The organism is Micromonospora chokoriensis (genome assembly GCF_000718555.1).
In the GTDB taxonomy this organism is placed as follows: domain Bacteria; phylum Actinomycetota; class Actinomycetes; order Mycobacteriales; family Micromonosporaceae; genus Micromonospora; species Micromonospora chokoriensis_B.
Genome location: NZ_JOAN01000001.1, coordinates 388,068 through 409,202, shown reverse-complemented (window position 1 = coordinate 409,202; position 21,135 = coordinate 388,068). Strand labels below are relative to the sequence as shown.

18 protein-coding genes are annotated in these 21,135 nt (G+C 69.7%); 3 read left to right on the top strand and 15 right to left on the bottom strand.

Annotated features, from left to right (window positions below):
• Position 1: 1 nt before the first annotated feature.
• From IF46_RS0101860 to IF46_RS0101835, 6 genes are all read right to left on the bottom strand, one after another.
• A complete protein-coding gene (locus tag IF46_RS0101860; protein ID WP_030486492.1) occupies positions 2 to 1,624 on the bottom strand; it encodes an FAD-dependent oxidoreductase in 1,623 nt (540 codons plus the stop codon).
• A complete protein-coding gene (locus tag IF46_RS0101855) occupies positions 1,617 to 1,943 on the bottom strand; it encodes an antibiotic biosynthesis monooxygenase family protein (protein WP_030486491.1) in 327 nt (108 codons plus the stop codon). The genes IF46_RS0101860 and IF46_RS0101855 overlap by 8 nt, the downstream gene beginning before the upstream one ends.
• A 15-nt stretch (positions 1,944 to 1,958) precedes the next feature.
• Positions 1,959 to 3,017: a methyltransferase gene (locus IF46_RS0101850; protein WP_084597712.1), complete on the bottom strand. Its 1,059-nt coding sequence runs from the start codon at positions 3,015 to 3,017 to the stop codon at positions 1,959 to 1,961.
• Positions 3,014 to 4,234, bottom strand: a complete 1,221-nt coding sequence (locus IF46_RS0101845) for a ketosynthase chain-length factor (RefSeq protein ID WP_030486489.1) — start codon at positions 4,232 to 4,234, stop codon at positions 3,014 to 3,016. Before IF46_RS0101845 ends, IF46_RS0101850 begins: the two co-directional genes overlap by 4 nt.
• Positions 4,231 to 5,493 carry a beta-ketoacyl-[acyl-carrier-protein] synthase family protein gene (locus tag IF46_RS0101840; RefSeq protein WP_030486488.1) on the bottom strand — a complete coding sequence of 421 codons (1,263 nt, stop codon included), beginning with the start codon at positions 5,491 to 5,493 and terminating at the stop codon, positions 4,231 to 4,233. Before IF46_RS0101840 ends, IF46_RS0101845 begins: the two co-directional genes overlap by 4 nt.
• Before the next feature lie 81 nt (positions 5,494 to 5,574).
• Positions 5,575 to 6,363: an AfsR/SARP family transcriptional regulator gene (locus IF46_RS0101835; RefSeq protein WP_051723565.1), complete on the bottom strand. Its 789-nt coding sequence runs from the start codon at positions 6,361 to 6,363 to the stop codon at positions 5,575 to 5,577.
• A gap of 231 nt (positions 6,364 to 6,594) precedes the next feature.
• Here IF46_RS0101835 and metK point away from each other — a divergent pair, with 231 nt between their 5' ends.
• Positions 6,595 to 7,782, top strand: a complete 1,188-nt coding sequence (gene metK / locus IF46_RS0101830; protein ID WP_030486486.1) for a methionine adenosyltransferase — start codon at positions 6,595 to 6,597, stop codon at positions 7,780 to 7,782.
• A gap of 16 nt (positions 7,783 to 7,798) precedes the next feature.
• On the opposite strand, the gene IF46_RS0101825 is transcribed toward metK, so the two are convergent.
• From IF46_RS0101825 to IF46_RS0101800, 6 genes are all read right to left on the bottom strand, one after another.
• Complete coding sequence (locus IF46_RS0101825) at positions 7,799 to 8,497, bottom strand: response regulator (RefSeq protein WP_051723564.1); 699 nt, start codon at positions 8,495 to 8,497, stop codon at positions 7,799 to 7,801.
• Positions 8,498 to 8,626: 129 nt separating this feature from the next.
• Positions 8,627 to 9,748 (bottom strand): ScyD/ScyE family protein, encoded by a 1,122-nt coding sequence (locus tag IF46_RS0101820; protein ID WP_051723563.1) that lies wholly within the window; start codon positions 9,746 to 9,748, stop codon positions 8,627 to 8,629.
• Positions 9,749 to 9,836: 88 nt separating this feature from the next.
• Entirely contained in the window at positions 9,837 to 11,924 is a 2,088-nt protein-coding gene (locus IF46_RS0101815; RefSeq protein ID WP_030486483.1) for a multicopper oxidase family protein, read from the bottom strand.
• A 105-nt stretch (positions 11,925 to 12,029) separates the two neighbouring features.
• A complete protein-coding gene (locus tag IF46_RS0101810; protein ID WP_030486482.1) occupies positions 12,030 to 12,689 on the bottom strand; it encodes a response regulator in 660 nt (219 codons plus the stop codon).
• Positions 12,686 to 13,804, bottom strand: a complete 1,119-nt coding sequence (locus tag IF46_RS0101805) for a sensor histidine kinase (protein ID WP_030486481.1) — start codon at positions 13,802 to 13,804, stop codon at positions 12,686 to 12,688. The genes IF46_RS0101810 and IF46_RS0101805 overlap by 4 nt, the downstream gene beginning before the upstream one ends.
• Positions 13,805 to 13,887: 83 nt before the next feature.
• On the bottom strand, positions 13,888 to 14,913 hold the full coding sequence (locus IF46_RS0101800; protein WP_030486480.1) for a methyltransferase: 1,026 nt from the start codon (positions 14,911 to 14,913) through the stop codon (positions 13,888 to 13,890).
• Positions 14,914 to 15,040: 127 nt separating this feature from the next.
• Between IF46_RS0101800 and IF46_RS0101795 the strand changes: the two genes are divergently transcribed.
• Together IF46_RS0101795 and IF46_RS32110 are read left to right on the top strand one after the other, a co-directional pair.
• Positions 15,041 to 16,558: an aminotransferase class III-fold pyridoxal phosphate-dependent enzyme gene (locus IF46_RS0101795; protein ID WP_198041326.1), complete on the top strand. Its 1,518-nt coding sequence runs from the start codon at positions 15,041 to 15,043 to the stop codon at positions 16,556 to 16,558.
• A gap of 162 nt (positions 16,559 to 16,720) precedes the next feature.
• Entirely contained in the window at positions 16,721 to 18,418 is a 1,698-nt protein-coding gene (locus tag IF46_RS32110) for an MFS transporter (RefSeq protein ID WP_051723561.1), read from the top strand.
• A gap of 51 nt (positions 18,419 to 18,469) precedes the next feature.
• On the opposite strand, the gene IF46_RS0101785 is transcribed toward IF46_RS32110, so the two are convergent.
• The 3 genes from IF46_RS0101785 to IF46_RS0101775 are packed head-to-tail and all read right to left on the bottom strand — an operon-like array spanning position 18,470 to position 20,852.
• Positions 18,470 to 19,081 carry a PadR family transcriptional regulator gene (locus IF46_RS0101785; protein ID WP_269637831.1) on the bottom strand — a complete coding sequence of 204 codons (612 nt, stop codon included), beginning with the start codon at positions 19,079 to 19,081 and terminating at the stop codon, positions 18,470 to 18,472.
• 20 nt (positions 19,082 to 19,101) lie between these two features.
• Positions 19,102 to 19,779: a response regulator gene (locus IF46_RS0101780; RefSeq protein WP_030486476.1), complete on the bottom strand. Its 678-nt coding sequence runs from the start codon at positions 19,777 to 19,779 to the stop codon at positions 19,102 to 19,104.
• Positions 19,776 to 20,852 carry a sensor histidine kinase gene (locus tag IF46_RS0101775; protein WP_030486475.1) on the bottom strand — a complete coding sequence of 359 codons (1,077 nt, stop codon included), beginning with the start codon at positions 20,850 to 20,852 and terminating at the stop codon, positions 19,776 to 19,778. The genes IF46_RS0101780 and IF46_RS0101775 overlap by 4 nt, the downstream gene beginning before the upstream one ends.
• Positions 20,853 to 21,135: the final 283 nt, after the last annotated feature.

Genomic DNA, 21,135 nt, shown 5'->3' with positions numbered 1-21,135 from the left:
ATCACGCTCCACGCAGGATCGTGGCCAGGGCAGCGGCCAGGGTCTGCGTCTGGTCGTCGACCGGGCCGGCGCTGCGCCAGGCGACGATGCCGTCGGGGCGTACCAGCAGCGCGCCGCCGGGGCCGACACCGCAGCTCGCAAGCCACGAGCCGTCGTCGGCGAGGTCACCGCCGGGGCCGGCAGTCAGTGCCTGGATCGGGAGGCCGGTCTCCGTCGCGGCCGCCTCGGCCGCCGCGAGCCACGCCTCGTCGCCGGGGGCCGTGGCCAGCGTCCAGCCCTCGGTGAGTACGTCGATGGTGGACACCCGACGGCCCTGGTGGTCGACCCAGCCGTGCGGGGCACGCGATCCGGGCTGACCGGTGAAGGTCAGCTCGCGGGGCAGCAGTTCGGTGTCGGCGGGCACGCCGACGATCGCGTTCGAGGTGTATCGGTAGCCCATCGTCACGATGACGAAGTCCCGGTAGGCGGCCTTGTCCTCGTCGGCGAGCTGACCCCGGGTGCGGAAGAGCATCCACGCCTGGTCGGCGGTCGCGGCGCCGACCGGTCGACGCTCGGCCTCGTAGGAGTCGAGCAGGCTCTCGTCGGCGTGCCCCTGTAGCACCTCGGCGAGCTTCCATGCCAGGTTGTGCGCGTCCTGGATGCCGGCGTTGACGCCGAACCCGCCGGCCGGCGGGTGGGCGTGACAGGCGTCGCCGGCGAGGAAGACGCGCCCCGACTGGTACGCGTCGGCCACCATGTGCCGCGCGTCCCAGGGCTGGGCCGACTCGACCTCGACCTCCAGCTCGGGGTCACCGGCCGCGATCCGAGCCAGCTCGACGCAGCGCTCCGGGGTGAAGTCGGCCGGCGACTGCCCCCGCTGCGGGTAGTAGTTGACGCCGAACATCCACCGGCCCGGCTCGATGAAGAGCAGCAGGCCCTGGGCCAGCTGATTCATCAGGTAGATCAGGGTGAACCGTGGTGCCGTGTCGGGCAGGTCGACCTTGGCGCGGAAGATGATGCTGACGAAGTTCCCGGCGACACCGTTGCTGCGGTTGCCGATTTGGAGCAGTTCGCGGACGGGGCTCTTCACGCCGTCGGCCCCGACGACGTAGCGCGCCCGGATCGTGCGTGTCGTGCCGTTGTCGACGACGGTCGCGGTCACCCCGTCCTGGTCCTGGGTCAGCCCGACCAGCTCGGTCCGGAAGCGGATCTCCGCACCCGCTTCGACGGCGGCGTCGAAGAGCAGCGGCTCGTAGTGGTCCTGGCCGCACCAGATCGGCCAGCTCGGCGTGAACTTGTCGTAGTCGACGGCGTGCGCCTCCATGACGAAGGACTTGTCGAGGTCGGCCAGCGACTGGGCGCCGAGCATGACCAGTGGCGTGGCCCGGCCGGCGCGGACGAGGTCGAGTTCGGCGCCCGGCCCGACGATCTTCATGCCGGCCTGCTGCACGGCCGGCTCCAGGCCGACGGTGCGGAAGATCTCCACCGTGCGGGCGTGCAGACCGGTCGCGCGGGGGATGGTCGAGAGCCGGGGCCGGCGTTCGACCAGGATCGGCCGGATCCCCTTGCGGGCCAGGAAGAGCGCGGTCGACAGACCGACCGGGCCACCGCCGACGATCAGGACGTCGGTGCTTCCGTCAGACATGAGCGTCCTCCGTGTAGACGACTTTGTAGAGGTGGCGTTCCGGCGTGGCGATCGCGCGTACCTCGCCGAAGTGGGGGTGGACCTCGGGGTTCTTGAGCATCGCGGCGAAGTGCTCTTCGCTCTTCCACTGCGCGTAGTTGACGACCCGGGTTCCGTCGAGGCTGGCGTGGATGTTCGCCGACACGAACCCGTCGACCTTGGACATCACCGCGTCGGTCGCCTCGATCAGGATGTCGACGAGCTTCTGCTGGTTGGCCGGCTCGACCGTGAAGACGTTGACCATCGTCACGACCGGCTGGTCGATGCCGATGTGTGCCATTGCGGGCTTCCTTTCCTAGATCGGACGCGCTTCGAGCAGGGCCCAGCCACGGGGTGCGGGCGTGTTGACCAGCTCGAAGCCGGACGCGGCGAACAGCGCCTGCCATTCGCGCAGGTCACGCTCCTTGCCGCCGAAGAGCACAAGCATGTCGATATCGATGATCTTGGCGTGGTCCCACTGGTTGCGCGGCGGCACGATCTGGTCGATCGCGATGAGCCGGGAGTCGGCGTCACCGATCGCCGCGCGGATCCGACGCAGCAGCGTGACGCAGGTGTCGTCCGGCCAGTTGTGGACGATCGACTTCAAGATGTACGCGTCGGCGCCGACCGGCAGGTCGTCAGTGAAGAAGTCGCCGCCCAACACCTCCACCCGATCGGTGACACCGTGCTCCTTGAGCAGCGGTTCGGCGTCGGCCACGACCTCGGGCAGGTCGAAGAGGACGCCGGTGCCCTCGGGGTGGCGCTGGAGCATCTTGGCCAGGAAGTAGCCGTTGCTGCCGCCGATGTCGGCGATCCGGCCGAACCGCTCGGGTGCCAACTCCGCCGCGAACCGGTCGGCGAGGCGGCGGCTCCAGTGGGCCATGAAGCCCTCGAAGAACCGGTTGGCCTCCGGATGGGCCTGGAGGTAGTCGTAGAAGCCCATGCCGAAGACCTTGTTGAAGGCCGGCTCGCCGGTGCGGACGCTGTGCAGGATCTCCGCGTACGGGAGGCGGTTGAAGTCGGCGCCGCTGAACTGCACCATCGGCCGCAACCCGCCGATCCGGGCCGACGTCAGCCCTTCGCCGAGCGGCGTCAGCGCGAACGAACCGTCCTCCTGCTCGTCGAAGATGCCGACCGCCGAGGCCGCGCGGAGGATCCGCCGCAGCGCGTCTTCGTGCGACTCGGTCGCCGCCGCCAGTTGGGCGACCGGCACCGGCCCGCCGACGAGCAGGTCGGCGACGCCGAGCTCGGTGACCACGTAGATCACGTTGGCGATCTGTTTGGCGCTTCCCAGCACCGCGATCTGGCGTTCACGCAGGTCGAGCGCCTGCTGTTCGTCGAAGTTGGCGACGGCGGCGAGGCTGGCGTCGGTCATCGTCCATTCCTTTCGTCGGTCACGACCATGGCCGCGTTGAACCCGCCGTAGCCCCTGGCGAGCACGAGCGCCGCACGTACGGGCGTCTCCCGCGCGACGTCGCGCACCAGGTCGAGATGCAGGCCCTCGGCCGGCCGGCGGATGTTTGTGGTGGGCGGGATGACACCGTGTCGGATCGACAGCAGTGCCGAGACGAGGTCGAGCGCGGCCCCGCCGGAGTAGAGCCGGCCGGTCATCGTCTTGGGCGCGGTCACCGGCACTCCGCGTGGGCCGAACACGGCGGTGATCGCCTCGGCCTCGTCCCGGTCGAGCTGCGCGACCCCGGCGCCGTCGGCGAAGACGACGTCGATGTCGGCCGGCGTGAGACCGGCGTCGGAGATGGCCATCTCGGCCGCCCGGCGCAGGCCCGGCGGCCGACCGGAGCCGGGCCGGGGGTCGAACGTCGCGCCGTATCCGGCGATCACGCCGTAGACGGCGGCCCCACGACGGGCAGCGGCCTGTTCGTCCTCCAACACGAGGATCGCCCCGCCTTCGCCCGGCACGTAACCCGACGCGTTGGCGTCGAACGGCAAGAACGCGGTGGTCGGGTCGCGGCCCGTGCTGAGGAGGCCGTTGGCGAGTTGGGCCGTCCAGCCCCAGGGGCAGAGCGACGCGTCGACGCCGCCGGTCATCACGAGCTGCACGCCCTTGCGCACCTGGCGTCGGGCTTGCGCCACCGCGTCGAGCCCACCCGCCTGCTCGGTGACGAGCACTCCGGTCGGCCCGCGCATACCGTGCCGGATCGAGAGCTGGCCGGTGTTGACCGCGTAGAACCAGGCGAACGACTGGTAGGCGCTGACGTGCTCGGAGCCCTTGCTCCAGAGCTTCTCCAGCTCACGATGGCCGAACTCGAAGCCGCCGGACGCGCTGGCCGTGACGACACCCATCCCGAACTCGGGCAGCGCCGCCGGGTCGACCGACGCGTCCGCCAGCGCCCACTGCGCGGCCGTCAGCGCCAGCCGGGTCATGTGGTCGGTCTGCGCCATCAACCGGCTCGGGATGTGCTCGGCCGCCTCGTAGCCGGGAACCTCGCCGGCGAGCTGCGCGGGGTAACCCGAGGGATCAAACCGGCTGATCCGCCCGATGCCACCCACCCCGGCGACGGTGGCCGCCCAGAAGGCGTCGCGGCCCAGTCCGTTGGGCGCGGCCACCCCGACCCCGGTAACGACAGTGCTCATGCCACACGCGCCAGGAGCATCGCGCTCTGGAAGCCGCCGAACCCGCTGCCCACGCTCAACACCACGTCGGTCTGCTGCTCACGGGCGGTGAGCGGCACATAGTCGAGATCGCACTCCGGGTCGCGCTCGTGCAGGTTGGCCGTCGGCGGCACCACGCCGTGCTTGATCGCCAGGGCCGACGCCGCGATCTCGATCGAGCCGATGGCACCGAGCGAGTGCCCGATCATCGACTTGATCGAGCTGACCGGCGTGCGGTACGCGTGGTCGCCGAGGCTCCGTTTGAACGCCGCCGTCTCGTGCCGGTCGTTCTGCTTCGTACCCGAGCCGTGTGCGTTGATGTAGTCGACGGCCTCGCCCGGCAGCCGGGCGTCGGCGAGCGCGACCCGGATCGCCTCGGCCATCTCACGCCCGTCGGGCCGCAGGCCGGTCATGTGGAACGCGTTGGAGCGCGAGGCGAAGCCGACCAGCTCGGCGTAGATCTGCGCGCCTCGCCGACGGGCGTGCTCAAGCTCTTCGAGGACGAACATCGCCGAACCCTCGCCGAGGACGAACCCGTCGCGGCTGTTGTCGAACGGCCGCGAGGCGTGCCACGGGTCGTCGTTGCGGGCGGTGGTCGCCTTGATCGCGTCGAAGCAGGCCACCGTGATCGGCGAAATCGGGGCATCGGTCGCGCCGGCGATCATCACGTCGGCCGAACCCTCGCGGATCAACTCCCGCGCGTGGCCGACCGAGTCGAGGCCGGAGGTGCAGCCGGTGGAGACCACCGTCGCCGGGCCCTCCGCGCCGACCGACCACGCCACCTCACGGGCGAACGAGCTCGGCACCAGGTAGTCGTAGAGGTGCGGGGTGGCGTACCGGTGGTCGGTCAGCCACTTGCGGCCGCCGTCGCTCACCACGACGTACTCCTCTTCGAGGCTCATCGTGGCGCCGACTGCGGTGCCGACACTCACGCCGACCCGCGTCGGGTCGGCGACCTCGAAGCCGCTGTCGGCCAGCGCCTCCCGGGTGCAGACCACGGCCATCTGGGCCGCCCGGTCCATCCGGCGGACCTCCTGCGGCGACAGGCCCTCGGCGGCCGGGTCAAAGTCGGCCTCGGCGGCCACCCGCGACCGGAAGGGGGTGGCATCAAAAAACGAGAGGGTACGGGTGGCCGTGCGGCCAGCGGTCAACAGTTCCCAGAACGCCTTGGTGCCCAGTCCGCCGGGGGCGATGACGCCAATCCCGGTGATGACCACCCGACGGTCGGATGTGCTCGTCATGGAAGACCTCCTGGCCGCGATGTCCGTGTGAAAGCTAGGGACGGCCGGTCGAACGGCGCTGGAGCGTCGGTCGAGGGCCTGTCACGAGGCCCGGGCGAGCCCTGGGCGCAGTGGCCCGCCGGCGGCCAACACCTCCCGCTGGAGCCGCTGGAGGTCAGGCGAAGGGTCCAGGCCCAACTCCTCACTAAGCACCCGGCGCAGGTGGTGGTAGGCCTGCAACGCCTCGCCGCGGCGCCCCGAGCGGCTGAGCGCCACGATGAGCTGGCGGTGGAACCACTCGTTGAGCGGGTACGTGCCCACGAGATAACGCAGCTCGCCGATCAGTTCGCGGTGGCGGCCGAGCGTGATGTCGGCCTGGATGCGCAGCTCCAACGCCCGGATCCACTGCTCCTGCAGGTGGATCGCGTGCGCCTCCAACGCCGGCCCGAACGTCACGTTGGCCCCGACCGGCCCGGTCCACATGGCCAGCGCCCGCCGCAGCACCTCGGCGCCCTCTTCGGAGCGGCCCATCTCGATGTGCGCGCGGCCCTGGTCGAGCATCGTCTCGAACACCTCGGCGTCGAGCTGGCCCGGCTCCACCCTGAGCAGGTAGCCGCGGGCCCGGCTCTCCAGCACGGTCCGGTCCGGGGTCTCGATGCCCTCTTTCGCGAAGAGCTTGCGCAGGTGGTAGATGTAGGTCTGCACTGTGGTGACAGCGCTGCGCGCCGGATCGTCACCCCACAGCTCCCGGATGATCGAGTCGACCAGGACGACCCGGTTGGCCCGCATCACCAGCAGCGCCAGCACGGTCCGCACCTTCGGCGGCGTCGGCGTGCAGATCCGGCCCTCGTGGATCACTTCCAGCGACCCGAGGATCTCGTACCTGACCACAGTGGTCCCCCATTCCCCATAGCACTCGTCGAGACGCTCTCAAGCTATGGATGGGCGGGTTGTATCGGAACGACCACAGGTAGCGACATCGTGGGTTCTTCCGAGGATCGATGTATGTCGAAAGTTGTACGGCGGATACCCCTTCGATCGCTCGATGCTTCCTCCAGGCAACCTCCACCAGCGCAGGGAAGACTCGCCGGGCCCCCACGCCCCCTGGGTTAGGAGTCACACATGTCGCGCCGCCTCTTCACCTCCGAGTCGGTCACCGAAGGTCATCCCGACAAGATCGCCGATCAGATCAGCGACGGAATCCTCGACGCGCTACTAACGCAGGACCCGCACAGCCGGGTCGCCGTCGAGAGCCTGATCACCACCGGCCAGGTCCACGTCGCGGGCGAGGTCACCACGCAGGCCTACGCCGACATCCCACGCATCGTGCGGGAAACGGTCCTGGGCATCGGGTACGACTCGTCGAAGAAGGGCTTCGACGGCGCCTCCTGTGGCGTCAGCATCTCGATCGGCGCGCAGTCGCCCGACATCGCGCAGGGCGTCGACACGGCGATCGAGCTGCGCGACGGCTCGTCCGGCGGCGGGCTCGACGCCCAGGGCGCCGGCGACCAGGGCATGATGTTCGGCTTCGCCTGCTCGGAGACGCCGGAGCTGATGCCGTTGCCGATCGCCCTGGCCCATCGGCTGGCCCGTCGCCTGGCCGCCGTGCGCAAGGACGGCACAGTGCCCTACCTGCGGCCGGACGGCAAGACCCAGGTCACCATCGAGTACGACGGTCTGCGCCCGGTCCGGCTCGACACCGTCGTGGTCTCCTCCCAGCACGCCGCCCACATCTCCCTCGACGAACTGCTCGCCCCCGACGTACGCGACCACGTGATCACGCCGGAGTTGGAGGCGCTCGACCTCGACACCGAGGGTTACCGGCTGCTGGTCAACCCGACGGGGCGGTTCGAGATCGGTGGCCCGATGGGTGACGCGGGCCTGACCGGGCGAAAGATCATCGTCGACACCTACGGCGGGTACGCCCGGCACGGTGGTGGCGCGTTCTCGGGGAAGGACCCGTCGAAGGTCGACCGGTCCGCGGCGTACGCGATGCGGTGGGTGGCGAAGAACGTGGTCGCCGCAGGCCTGGCGGAGCGGTGTGAGGCGCAGGTGGCCTACGCCATCGGCAAGGCCCACCCGGTGAGCCTGTTCGTGGAGACGTTCGGCACCGAGACGGTGCCGCTCGACCGGATCGAGAAGGCGATCGGCGAGGTCTTCGACCTGCGTCCCGCAGCGATCATCCGCGATCTGGACCTTCTGCGCCCGATCTACCAGCAGACGGCGGCCTACGGTCATTTCGGCCGTGAGCTGCCGGACCTCACCTGGGAGCGCACCGACCGCGCCGCCGACCTCAAGGCCGCTTGTTGAGCAACGGCCCCGATCGCTAAGGCGACGGGCGTCGAGGGCGCGGCACCAACCTGTCGTGTGGCAGCGTCACCAATGACGCTGCCACCGCCTTGTTGACCGCGTCGATGCGGGAGACCGCGCCGAGCTTGGCGAAGATACGACGCAGGTGGCTCTTCACCGTCGCCTCGGTCAGGTCGAGCCGGCGGGCGATCTGGGCATTTGTCATCGCCTCGGCCGCGAGTTGGAGGATCTCCAGCTCGACGGGGGACAGAATGGCGGACTCCGCGTTCTGCACCTGCACCAGGCTTTGGCCCGAGACCGAGAGCAACACCGAGCCACTGCCGTCGCGCGACTTGCGGATCGCGGCGACCAACTCCGCACGCCCCACGCTCTTGAGCAGATAGGCCCGCACCCCAGCGGCGATCAGACGGCGCAGCAGGTCAGGGCTGTCGTACATGCTGAGGATGACGACCGCGCTGTCGGGCGACACCTCCCGGATGCGGCGCACCGTGACCACCGGGTCGTCGCCGGGGATCTCGACGTCGAGCAGCACCACGTCGGGACGCTCGGACGCCGCCTTGGCAACCGCGGTGGCAGAGTCGCCCGCCTCGTCGACCACGTCGAGGTCGGCGTGGACCTCGAGCACCCAGCGCAGCCCTTCGCGGACGAGAGCGTGATCGTCGACTATGAGGATGGTGGTGGCGCCGGCGGGAGACCCACCGTTGGACCGCGTCAACCTAACCCCCAGACCCCGTCCCCCGCCGCCAGCGTGTGCATGATTGGCACCGTATCGCGGACGCGTGACGCCGCAGCTATCGTGGCGTCCTCCCGACACGAAGAACGCCACGATCGCCGCGCGATTCTGTCAGTCTCGTGTGGACAGACGGACCAACTCGCCGATGCCCAGGCCCTTGTTGGCGATGTAGAAACTGCCGTCTCCCGCGATGGCGAACGACATCGGTGAGTCGAGACCGACGCTCGCCAGCTCCCGGTGGCTACCGTCGCGCTCCACGCGGATCAACGCACCGGTGGAATCGCCCGAGCTGAGCCCGTTCTTCGCGATCTCCAGCACGACCAGCCGGCCCCGCTTGTCGAAGGCGAGGTCGATGATGTTGGTGAAGCCGGTCGCATAGATCGTCGGTGCCTGCCCCGGCACCAGCCGCCAGACCCGGGCGCCACCGTTCGGGAAGGGGTGACCGGTCAGCTGGCCGATGTAGAGGGCACCATCGGGCCCGCGGGCGATGGTGACCGGGACGAATTGGATCGGCGTCGTCGAGCCGGGCGGCAGACCCCACTCCGGCGGCGCCGGAACCTGCTCCTGCGGCCAGACGTGTTCGGCCGTGACCACTCCGCGACGGTCGATGCGGAGCACGTCGTTGGCTGCCGCGTCGAGCGCGTAGATGTCACGCCCATCGGCGACGACCGCGTAGGGCTGGCTCTCCGGAATGACGCCGTCGGGGTTGTTTCGTCCCTCAAAGGCGGAGAGGTCACCGACGATCGACCACCGGCGCTTCCCCTCGACCCGCAGGATCGTCCCCATCGCGGCCCCGGCCGGGCCGAGCAGGTCGCGCGAGACCGGGTCGGTGCTGTAGCCCATCGCCACCAGCAACTTGCCGTGCCGATCGAAGGCCAGGTCGTGCGCGCCGTAGACGGAGAAGCCGGCGCCGGTGCTACGCAGCGACGGCAGGCCCGTCACGACTCGCTTCTGCCAGCCGTGGCGGACCGCCGTGACCGCGCCGGTCGAGCCATAGCAGAGGTTGGTGCCGAACGTGCCGGGGATGCAGACGTCGTCGCCGCCGAGCCCAGCCTCGGCGACGTAGACGGTGCCGGTGCGGTCGATGGCGACACCACGCGGGTTGTCGAGGTTGCGGGCGACGACAGTCAGTCGCCCAGTGGTCGAGGTGGCCGCGGCGGCGGGCGCGGCAATGCCAGCCACCAGTACCAGCGGCACGGCCAGCGACAACGTTCGTCGCATCGCGTCGAGCATGGGTTCTCCTCAGCGAGACGGGTTCGGACGCGAACGACGCTGCCGGCGTTGCCTCGAGGCCCGGTGGAGGAAGGCTCGACAGGCCTGCCTACTCCGGCTGATTGGGAGTGCCGCGCCCCAGCTCGTAGGGGGATGTCACGCCCTCGTAGGCGAGGTGCATCACCATGCCGTTGGCCGCGTGGTCGAGGTTGTGGCAATGGTCCATCCAGAGCCCCGGATTGTCCGCCTTGAAGCCGATCTCGTAGATCTCGCCAGGGATCACGTCGAGACTGTCGATCCACCACGGTGACCCGGTCGCGCGGACCCCGTTGCGGGACAACACCAACGCGTGATGGCCGTGCAGATGCATCGGGTGGTTCTGGTGGCTGCGGTTGACGATCCGCACCTTGACCACGTCGTCCATCCGGACCATGAGCGTCGGCGTGTTGGGGAAGCTGTGCCCGTTGATGATCGGGACCAGGTGGAGTCCCCCGTTGTAGAAGGACAGCCGGTCGTCGAGGAGCTGGGTGAACGATCGGTCGAACGACGAGCCGACGTCGAAGGGCCGGGAGCCGCCTGAGCCGTACGAGAGCGGGTCGAAGTGGTCACCGTCGTCGACGATCTTCGGCGTCGAGGTGTCACCCGGTGGCGCCAGGACCAGCCCGGCGTCGCGGTTGGCGAGGTCGGTCAGGCGCACCGGGCCCGCCGGCATCGTGAAGGTCACGTCGTAGCGTCCACCGGTCGCCAACCCGAACCGCGGGTCGGTCAGCGGAGTCGGGCCGTTGACGTCGACGCCGTCGATCGCCGCGACCCGCACCGGCGTGCCGTTGACCGTCAGGGACCGCGGGCGGCTGTCGGTGGACGGGTTGTTGTCGGTGTTGATCAGGCGCAGCCGCACCGGCGTGCCCGGCGCGATTTCCTGGCGTTGCAACGTGTCGTTGGTGCCGAACGAGACGATGTTCTCGTCCGGTGTACGCCACTCGTGTGCCATCACGACGACGTCACGCTCGCCGGGCGGTGGGCCGTCGCGCGGCTCGACGATCAGCGCGCCGAACAGGCCCCGGCGGATTGCCTCGAGCGGATTCTGGTGAGTGTGGTACCAGAATGTGCCGACCTGCTCGGCGATGAACCGGTAGGTGAAGCTGCCGCCCATCTCCACCGCGTTCTGCGTCGCGCCGGCCACACCGTCCTCACCGTTGGGCACGTCGAGACCGTGCCAGTGCAGCGTCACGTTCTCGTCGGGAATCTCGTTGTGCAGAGTCACCTCGACGAGGTCGCCCTCGCGCACCCGAAGCTCCGGCCCAGGGGACTGACCGTTGTAGGTCAGGGCCTTGATCTCGGTGCCCGACGACAGACGTACCGTGGCGGTCTTCGCAGTCAGGGTGAAGGCCTTGTTGGGCTTGCCGGTCTGCGGCCCGCGCAGGTCGTCGACGGAGACCCCGCGGCCGCCGTGACCACCGGCACCGTGCTCGAACGAAGGGCCACCGCCGTAGTCGACGTTGTCGTGCGACGTCATGGACATGCGGTCGGGCAGCCTGCTGCTCTGCGCGACGTAGGTGACGCCAGCGGCGACGACCAGCACCACGACGGCGGTCTGCGCGGTGGCGCGCAGGGCGGTGGCACGCCGGCCACGGCGGGCGAAGTCGGTCGCGCTGACGACCCGCAGGCGATGCTGCTGCCAGAGCCACAGCACCAACACCGACGCGACGATCGGCGCCGCGTGGGTCGCGATGTCGTCGAGGTAGGACGGGACCGGACGCGACACGTACGCGAAGTAGACCCCGATGACCGTCGCCACGGCCGTCACCTGCACCGGCACGACGAACTTGGGATCGGCGGCGGCGGAGCGCGTCTCGACCTCGACCGGCGCGTCGTCGCGGTTGGCCAAGGCGCGCAGGCCCGGCACGGTCCAGACGGCGACGGCCAGCATCGGCAGCAGCAGGAGCGGCATCTGCACGATCACACGGTTATCGGCGAAGATCCAGTCGACGGCGAGCATCAGCCCGATCGCGACGCACTTGACGACCAGCACCACGAGCGCGGCGACGAGCAACCGCCATAGCCGGCGGGCGCTCTTTCGCAGCGCCACGGGCGTCGGCCGCCAGGCCAACCGGGTGGCGAGGATCGCTGCGGACAGCCAGATCAGGAAGAGGACCCCGGCCAGGATCCCATCGGCGTTCTCTCCGACCTCAAACATGACGTCAACATACGGAAGGTGTGCGACACGTGGCATCCGGTGACGACCGGCCAGGGTGTACGGCGATCGCCGTAGCCCGGATCCCCTGCGAAACAAGGGCCGTAGCTAGCTGCCGGGCGCGACGAGCCCCGTCTGGTAGGCGAGCACGACGAGTTGCGCGCGGTCGCGGACGCGGAGCTTGACCATCGCCCGGTGGACGTGGGTGCGGGCCGTGGCGGGGCTCATCGACAGCCGACGCCCGATCTCCTCGTTGGTCAGCCCGCTGGCCACCAGGCTCATCACCTCGCGCTCACGGTCGGTCAACACGGTCAGCCGGCCGCCGTCGACAGGCGTCGGCGCGACCTTGCTGACGAACGCGCTCACCAGCCGGCTCGTCACCCGCGGCGAGATCAACATGTCGCCGCCGGCCACCACTCGCACGGCCTGACGCAGCTCGTCGGGCTCGATGTCCTTCAGCAGGAAGCCGCTCGCGCCGGCACGCAGCGCCTCGAAGACGTACTCGTCGAGCTCGAAGGTGGTCAGGACGATGACCCGTACGGCCGGGAACCGCTCGACGATCGCGGCCGTGGCCTTGACACCGTCGAGCACCGGCATCCGCACGTCCATCAACACGATGTCGGGTCGGGTCGCGGCGACCATGTCGATCGCCTGGGCACCGTTGGATGCCTCACCGACCACCTCCAGGTCGTCGCTGTGGTCGAGCAGGCCGCGGAAGCCGGCCCGTACGAGTGTCTGGTCGTCCGCCAGCACCATCCGGATCGTCACGCTGTCTCCTCCACCTCGACCGGCAGCCGTGCGGCCACTCGGAAACCCCCGCCCTCCGGCCGCGGCCCGGCCTCGAGCGATCCGCCCGCAGCCGTGGCCCGTTCCCGCATGCCGGCCACCCCGTGCCCCCGCCAGTTCGCCCCGGCGCCGACCCCGTCGTCGACGACCTCGACCGTGACCGCGCGAGCCCCATAGGTGATGGTGACGTCGACGGTCGTCGCTGCGGCGTGTTTGACCGTGTTGGTGAGCGACTCCTGCACGATCCGGTAGACCGAGAGCGCCACCTCCGGCGGGATCGGACGCGGGGTGCCGGTGACCGCCGGCCGCACCTTCACGCCGGCCTGCTCGGCAACCGCGTAGACGCGAGCCAGATCGGGCGCCTCGCCGCCGTCGCGGAGCATGCCGATCGCCGAGCGGACCTCGTGCATCGCGTCGCGCGCCGCACCCCGGATGCTCCGCAGCGCGGCTCGCGCCTCGGCCGGCTTGCTGTCGAAGATGTCGTCGGCGAGGCTCGCCTGCACACTGATCGCGGTGATCGTGTGACCGAGCACGTCGTGGACCTCGCGGGCGATGCGGAGCCGCTCCTGGGCGACCTCGTGTAGACGTTCCTGGCGCATCACGGCGAGACGCTGCTGCGCCTCGGCCAGCCGGATCCGGCGGGTGCGGATCGTCTCGGCGAGCAGCACCACGGCCGCCAGCAGCGAGCCCTCTTCGAGGGTGGCCGCGAGGGCAGGGAAGAAGCCCTCGCCGAGCAGGGTGTTACGGATGACCAGCTCAAGCAGGACGAAGAACCCGGCGACGACGAGCGCCCAGGTGAACCGGCCGGCAGCCGCGACGGAGAAGAGGGCGGCGGCCAGCGGGAGGGCGGGCGGAATGCCCGGATATTCGAGCGCGTAGTAGATCATCAGCGCGGTGACCGAGCCGACGAGCACCAGCAGCGGCCAGCGTCGCCGGAAGACCAGCAGGAGCCCGATCACCGCGCCGATCGCGTACGCGCGGGCGTCCGGCGGCCGGGCGCCGGGCTCGTCGGCGACTCGGATCGCCACCGCTACGACGGCCGCGACGACGATCGCGATGAGGGCATCGATCGCGATCCGTCGGACGGCCAGACTCATGTCCGCAACGGTACGACGCGCGCACTGTCCGTTAACGAGGGCCCCTTCCTATCCGGAAGCCGTCAGCAAGGGGCCCTTCCCCATCACCCGCGACGGAGAGCGAGGAGGGTCTGCCCGGTGGGGATCACCGTGCTGCCGTCCACCTGAAGCCCGGCCTTCTCGCCCAGCTCGGCGTACTCGCGCCAGGTCCTCGCCTTGCCGGCCATGAGCGAGAGCAGGCGCAGGTCCATCTGGGTGATGAACATCAGCCGGGCCGGGTCGTCCGGGAAGTTGTCGTTCTCGTCCTTCACGAGGATCTGTACGATCAGCACCTTTCCGGTCGTGCCGACCGCGTCGGCCGCCCGCTGGAGGATCTTCTCGGCGGCGCTGTCGTTCCAGTCGTGCAGGACATTCGACAGGATGTAGACGTCAGCGCCGGCCGGGAGCGGGTCGAAGATGCTCCCGCTGACGACCTCGGCGCGGTCGGCGATGCCCGCCGCCTCGAACCGGGCCCGGCCCTGCTCGACGACGCCCGGCAGGTCGACCACGGTGCCGCGCAGGTGCGGCTGGGCCTTGAGGATCTCGGTGAGCAGGGCGCCGGTGCCACCGCCCACGTCGATGACGTGGTTGACGGTGCTCCAGTCGTAGCCCTGGACGACCTGGTCGAAGTAGCTGGCGTGGGTGGCCATCAGCGCGCCGAACGACGTGGCCCGGTCGGGGTTGGTGGCCAGATCGTCCCAGAACTCGATGCCGTAGCGCACGGGGTACGCCGCGTCGCCAGTGCGGATCGAGTGGGTCAGCGAGCTGAACGTGCCCTCGATCCGGCCAGCCATCGAGTCGACGTCGAGCCAGGGGCGCTGGGCCGCGGGGTGGTCGGTCTTGAGGAACTCGGCCGCTTCGGTCAGGGCGTACACCCGCGGCTCGGTCTCCCTGAACACGCCGCGGACCGTGAGATAGCGCAGCAGCCGGTGCAGCGCGTCGGGATTGGCCTTCGTCGCCGCGGCGAGCTCGTCGAGCGTGGTGGTGCCCGCGGCGATCAGGTCGGCGAGGCCGAGCGTTGCCGCGGCCCGCACTGCCCACGGCGTGATCGTGTCGGTCAGCGAGTAGAGATTGACCCGATTTTCCGTCATGGCGGCGAGCTTCGACGACGGCGCTCGAGACCTGCTCGAAGCCGCGTCGATCGACCCGTTCTCCAGCCGGGTTCGAGCGGTCGGGCGCAGGCTGCGCCTGTCACGGCCGCCATGCGAAGGGGACACGATGGGCGCCAGCCACCAGGAGCGCGGAGCTATCGAGGTCATTCAAGACCTCATGCAGCAGAAGTGGGTCTACGAGCTGTTCGGCGAGATCGGCGCGCGCCAGGGTGCCTCGGCCGCGCACGTCGAGCAACTGAGGGCGGTCGACGCCGCCGCGCACGTGTTCTGGCCGTTCCAGGCGCCGCCGTTTCCGATCATCGCGGCCACCGCGAGCGGATCGACGTTGACCGACATCGACGGCAACACCTACCTCGACTGCCACATGGGGTACGGCGCGCAGGCGCTGCACGGTCACAACCCCGCTCCGGTCGTCGACTTCGTCCGCGAGCACCTCGGCAAGGGCACCGGCAACGGCTACACCAACGCGCTGGAGCTGGAGCTCGCGACGCTGTTGCGGGAGATCCTCCCGCACAACGAGAAATTCGCCTTCCAACATTCGGGTACGGGTGCCACGCAGTCGGCGATCCGGCTCTGCCGTGCGTTCACCGGACGACGGATGGTCGCCAAGTTCGAGGGCACTCTGCACGGGTCACACGACCTGGCCGTCCACAACACCGCGCCCTGGTATCACGGGCATCCCGCGGTGCCGTTCCCGGAGATCGGCAAGGACGGCATCCCGCTGGTCTCGGCGTTCGCCGGCGTCACGCCCGCCGAGTCGCGTGACCTGCTGATCCTGCCCAACGACACCGCGCTCGCGGTCGAGTTGATCGAGCGCCATGCGGGCGAGTTGGCCTGCATCCTGGCCGAGCCTGCGGCCTCGTCGTTCCCGTTCGAGGAGACGACGATCCCGATGATCCGCGAGGTGGCGGTGGCCGCCCGGCGGCTCGGGGTGCCGTTCATCCTCGACGAGGTGCTGACGGGCTTCCGTTCGGGGATCGGCGGCGCCGCGCAGAAGTTCGACATCCCGACCGACCTCGTCACCTACGGCAAGGTGATCACGGGGCTCGGGCTGCCGCTGTCGGCGATCGGTGGTCGGGCCGACATCCTCGACATCACGCAGACCAGCGGGCAGTCCTGGACCGACTTCGGCCAGAAGACCGGTCTGCAGGGCAGCCACACCGGCAACTACCTGTCGGTGGCGGCGTCGCTGGCCACGCTCCAACTGCTGCGCGACAAGGGGCCCGCCTACTACACCGACCTGCGGGCCAGGGTCGACCGGGTCCAGGCGCGGCTGGCCACGTTCCGGGCGGCCGAGGGGATCCCGCTGCGCATGGTGGGGTTCGGCGACTACATCGGGTGCTTCCAGTTCCTCCCGGAAGACTCCTACACCGACTACCGGGTCTACTCGCGGGCGCTCAACCCCGCGACGTTCATCCTCACGCTGCTGCTGCGCAAACGCGGCATCTACACGCTCGGCATGCCGATGCTCTTCGCCGGCGGCGCGCACAGCGACGCCGACGTCGACCGGCTGACCGACGCCGTGCTGGAGAGCACGCTGGAGCTTCGCGCCAACGACTTCCCCTTCGAGCTGGCCTGGCCAGAGACGTCCGAGTGGGGTGCGGGCTCCTCCGACTGGTCGTAACCGCGCTGCGTCACCGGGCCCGGGTCAGCTCCTGACCCGGGCCCTCTTCACGTGCCGTACAGGTCATACGCAAATAGCCGTACTTGACTAATCGTACGCGGCGGCGTGTAGTCGAAAGGGTGGGTTCGCTATCGACCCACGTGCGACCTCAGGAGGAACGCGATGACGGAGAGCTGGACCGACGAACGCAGCACGGCACCACCCAACCCGCGTCGATGGTTGATCTTGGCCGTCATCCTGGCCGGAGCGTTCATGATCCTGCTGGCGACGACGATCGTCAATGTGGCGATCGCGCCGATCCAGCGCGACCTCCAGTCGACCTACACGGCCATGGAGTGGGTCATCGCCGGCTACGCGCTCGGCTACGGCCTGCTACTCATCCCCGCCGGGCGGATCGGCGACCGCTTCGGCCACCGCAAGCTGTTCCTCATCGGCGTCGCGGGCTTCACGCTCGCGTCGGCGGCGTCGGCGCTCGCGGCCACCCCCAACCAGCTGATCGCGTTCCAGGTGGTGCAGGGCATGATGGCCGGCATCCTCAACCCGCCGGTGCTCGCGCTGATCCAGACCACCTTTCCGGCGAAGGAGACCGGCAAGGCCTACGGGATCTACGGCGCGATCGGCGGCATCGCGACCGCGAGTGGCCCGCTCCTCGGCGGCCTGCTGATCGCGTGGGATCTCGGCGGTTGGGACTGGCGGCCGGTGTTCCTGCTCAACGTGCCGATCGGCCTGGCCACGTTCGTCGCCGCGCTGATCCTGGTGCCCGAGTCGCGGGGCCGTCGCGGCGGGCTCGACGTGGTCGGCATGCTGCTCGTCTCGGTCGCCGTCCTGCTGTTGGCCATCCCACTGGTCGAGGGTCAGCGCCTGGGTTGGCCGGCGTGGACGTTCGTCTCGATGGCAGCGGCACTACCCGCGCTGGCCGTCTTCGCGGTGTGGGAGTTGCGCCGCGCCCGCCGCGCCCAGGTTCCACTGGTGAGCATGCGGCTGTTCGCCCACCGCTCGTTCTCCGCCGGCGTCGGCATCAGCCTCTGCTACTTCGCCGGCTTCATCGGCCTGCTCTTCGCACTCTCGCTCCACCTACAGATCGGCCTGGAGAAGTCCGCCCTGACCACGGGCCTGATCCTGCTGCCGTTCTCGTTCGGCACGCTTGTCGGCGCGGCCATCTCCGACAACGTCGCCCGTGCGCTCGGCCGCGGCGTCCTGATGCTCGGCGCGGGCATCGTGATCGTGGGCATGGTGGGCATCATCGCGACGATCCACTGGTGGGGCTCCGGCCTGGAGCTACTCCCGGCCCTGCTCTTCGCCGGCTTCGGCTCGGGCCTGGTGATCGCGCCGAGCGTCGAGATCGTGCTGGCCGGCGTGCCCTGGCAGGACGCGGGCGCGGCCAGCGGCGTGCTCGGCACCGCCCAGCGCCTCGGTCAGGCGATCGGCGTCGCCGTGGCGGGCGTGGTCCTCTTCGGGACGCTCGGCTCCTACTCGGCGACGGCTGCGGAGAAGGCGAGCCCGGAGCTGCAAGCATCGCTCGTGGCCGCAGGCCTGCCGCCAGCGGAGGCGAGCAGGGCGACCACCACGTTCGCCGATTGTTTCATCCGCCAGTCGCGCGCGTCCGATCCGACCGCCACGCCGCCCGGCTGCGAGGACTCCGGACCGGGTGCGGTCGGCGCGGCCTTCGACTCAGCGGCCTCGTCGGCGTTGGAGACCAACTTCAACCGCGCGGTCCAGTGGACGGTCGGCGCCGTCCTGGTCGGCGTGATCCTCACATTCCTTCTCGTCTACCTGCTGCCCCGCCGCCCCGAAGAGCCCTGGGCCGAGGCGAGCAGACCCGATTGGAACGTGACCACCGAGCCCGAGCCCGCTCAGTGACATCCGCCAGCCCTGGCCACGGATATGCCCTCGGGGCCAGGGCTGGCGCGGTCACGACGTGGTCATCGATGTCGGCTGGTTGGCCATCAGCTCGGGCAGCTGGTCGAGCAACTCGTCGTGCCAGGCGAGCTCGGTACGGAGTCGGAGCTCGGTATGACGGAAGGTCGTCCACTCCAGACCACGGATGTGTGGCGCCGCCACCTCCCGGAGAGCGAGCCACGAGTCGAGCTGAGCGGCGAGAGCCGCCCGACGCGCGACGATGATCGCGCGGAGCGCCTCCTCTCCGAGATCGATGACGTTCTGCAGGGCCAGATCGACCGGGTCGTGGCGGAGCTTGGTGTCGCGCAGCGCCTCGTCGCGATGGTCGATCAGCTCCGCCGCGCCGGCCGAGGTGAGCGCGTAGATCGTGCGGGCGGGCCGGTTGCCCTCCTGCTCGGTGCGGACCGCCTCGATCACGCCCTCGACCTGCATCCGGTGAAGCGCGCCGTAGAGCGACCCCGGCTTGACGTCGCTCCACAGCTCGGTACGGTCGACCTGCGCCGCCCGGCGGATCTGGTGCCCGTGCATCGGGCCTCCACGCGCAAGCGCGCCGAGTACGAACAGGCGAGTGCTATTCACGGCATTAGTCCTACACGAGTGCCCGTTTGCGGGCAAGCCACCCATAGCAATCCTTGAGCGCCCTGCTATCCGTGAAACGTGGGATCGACGCAGAGCCGCGGCAGGACGATCAGCGAAGCCGCGATGGCCCGGTTGACCGCGTCGATCCGCGACACCGCTCCGAGCTTGGCGAAGATGTTGCGCAGGTGGCGCTTGACCGTCGCCTCCGAGAGGCAGAGCCGACCGGCGATCTGGGCGTTACTCATCGCTTGACCGACCAACTGCAAGACCTCGCGCTCACGGTCCGACAACGTGCTGTGCACCGGCCCTTGCACCTGGGTCAGGCTCTCGCGCGACACGGCCAGCATCACCGGCGCGTCGTCGGCGCAGGCGCCGCGGATTGCCGCCACCAACTCCTGGCGCGTCGAATTCTTCAGCAGGTAGCCGCAGATGCCGAGGGTCAACAGCTCGCGGAGCAGCGTCGGGCCGTCGAACATGCTGAGGATGATGACCCGGCTGGCCGGCGCGACGTCCCGGATCCGGCGGACCGTCGTGGTCACCCCGTCGCCGGGGATCTGCACGTCGAGCAGCACGATGTCGGGCTGGCGGGCCCGGATCTCGTTGACCGCGGCACAGCTGTCGCCGGCCTCGCCGACCACCACAAGGTCACGCTGGGCGTCGAGGATCTCCCGTAGGCCGTCGCGGACCACGACGTGGTCGTCGACAAGCACTATCCGGGTCGGCTCGATCGTCGTGGCGGTCACCGGCCGACCCCCGCCCTGACCGCGAGCAGCGGCACGACGAGCTCGACCGAGGTGCCCTGGTGTCCCGCCGCGTGCACCGCGAGGCGACCGCCGACGGCCGCCGCGCGCTCGGCCATCGCGCGCAGGCCGGAGCTGCCCCGCACCTCGGCGGGGTCGAAGCCCACCCCGTCGTCGGCAACTGTCGCCCGCAGCTCGTGCGGCGTGATGTCGACGACCGCGTGGATCACCCGAGCGCCGGCGTGGGCCACCGCGTTGCGCAGCGCTTCGCGGACGACCAGGAACACCTCGTCGAGCACCTCGGGCGGCACCCACGACTCGTCGCCGTTGATCTCGGTGTGCAGTCGCGTGTCGCCGGTCTCGACCGTCGACAGGAAGTTGGCCAGCGCCTCGTCGAGCGACCCGAGTGGTTGAGAGAGCCGAAGGTCGGCGATGAGCACGCGCAGATAGCCGACCGCGTCGTGGAGCGACTCGCGGGCGATGATCACCCGGCGGTCGATGGCCTCGCTGCGCCGCTCCTGGGCGAGCTCGTGGGCCTCCAGGTTGCGGTAGGCCGCGCTCAGGCTGTGGCCCAGCCGATCATGAAGCTCGCGCGCGATCAGCGAACGCTCTGCGATCTGCGCCTGATGGACCTCGTTCATCAGGCCCGCGGCATAGCGCGAGCTAGCGTCGAGCAGCCGGATCAGTGTCGTACGCGTGAGCGCGTCGGCGACCAACGCCAGGATCGCGCTCTGGTCGGGTCGGCCGCACAGCTGCTCCAGCACGTCGACCACCACGATGTCGGCCAGTGCGACAACCGCGCGGAAGCACTCACGCGGGTGAAGGTCGACGCCCTCGACGGGCGCTGCCGGCGGCGGTGTCGACAGCGGGTCGGTCGTCTCGCGACGAATCTCGGCCGCCGTTTCGCGGACAAGTTCGTCAGCCTGTGCGGTGTAGCTGTCGATCAGGTCAGCGGCCCCGGCGAGGTTGTCACTCGCAGCGGCGAGACGCTGACGGTAGGCGGCGAGAATCGGTTGACGCCTGCGTTCGAGAACCTCGGCAGCGGTCCGCCGCAGCGCATCGTTTCCAACAACCATCGCAGATCCCCCGGTGTACGCCCTATTGCTCCCCAGGTGCGGGCGCGACCGGCTCTCCCCAGCCCCGGCTGCCCGCCGCGTCGCCGACTCCCCGAGCGCGGGCGACAAAGCACTCAGATCGGATCGGCCTTCTACGAGTTGTCACGGCCGAGTACTCGCACGAGTCTACGGTCTCACCGCGCGCCGTTGGAAGCATCGAAGCTTAGCTTTTGGTAGTCACACCAAAACTTAAGGTGAAATCCACATTAGGCCGCTATCAGCTTTCGACGGCGCGTCGAGGGAC

Bases quoted from the DNA above. Each gene is read 5' to 3' on its own strand.
- IF46_RS0101860 (WP_030486492.1), bottom strand. From the start codon at position 1,624: ATGTCTGACGGAAGCACCGACGTCCTGATCGTCGGCGGTGGCCCGGTC.
- IF46_RS0101855 (WP_030486491.1), bottom strand. From the start codon at position 1,943: ATGGCACACATCGGCATCGACCAGCCGGTCGTGACGATGGTCAACGTC.
- IF46_RS0101850 (WP_084597712.1), bottom strand. From the start codon at position 3,017: ATGACCGACGCCAGCCTCGCCGCCGTCGCCAACTTCGACGAACAGCAG.
- IF46_RS0101845 (WP_030486489.1), bottom strand. From the start codon at position 4,234: ATGAGCACTGTCGTTACCGGGGTCGGGGTGGCCGCGCCCAACGGACTG.
- IF46_RS0101840 (WP_030486488.1), bottom strand. From the start codon at position 5,493: ATGACGAGCACATCCGACCGTCGGGTGGTCATCACCGGGATTGGCGTC.
- metK (WP_030486486.1), top strand. From the start codon at position 6,595: ATGTCGCGCCGCCTCTTCACCTCCGAGTCGGTCACCGAAGGTCATCCC.
- IF46_RS0101820 (WP_051723563.1), bottom strand. From the start codon at position 9,748: ATGCTCGACGCGATGCGACGAACGTTGTCGCTGGCCGTGCCGCTGGTA.
- IF46_RS0101815 (WP_030486483.1), bottom strand. From the start codon at position 11,924: ATGTTTGAGGTCGGAGAGAACGCCGATGGGATCCTGGCCGGGGTCCTC.
- IF46_RS0101805 (WP_030486481.1), bottom strand. From the start codon at position 13,804: ATGAGTCTGGCCGTCCGACGGATCGCGATCGATGCCCTCATCGCGATC.
- IF46_RS0101800 (WP_030486480.1), bottom strand. From the start codon at position 14,913: ATGACGGAAAATCGGGTCAATCTCTACTCGCTGACCGACACGATCACG.
- IF46_RS0101795 (WP_198041326.1), top strand. From the start codon at position 15,041: ATGGGCGCCAGCCACCAGGAGCGCGGAGCTATCGAGGTCATTCAAGAC.
- IF46_RS32110 (WP_051723561.1), top strand. From the start codon at position 16,721: ATGACGGAGAGCTGGACCGACGAACGCAGCACGGCACCACCCAACCCG.
- IF46_RS0101785 (WP_269637831.1), bottom strand. From the start codon at position 19,081: ATGGGTGGCTTGCCCGCAAACGGGCACTCGTGTAGGACTAATGCCGTG.
- IF46_RS0101775 (WP_030486475.1), bottom strand. From the start codon at position 20,852: ATGGTTGTTGGAAACGATGCGCTGCGGCGGACCGCTGCCGAGGTTCTC.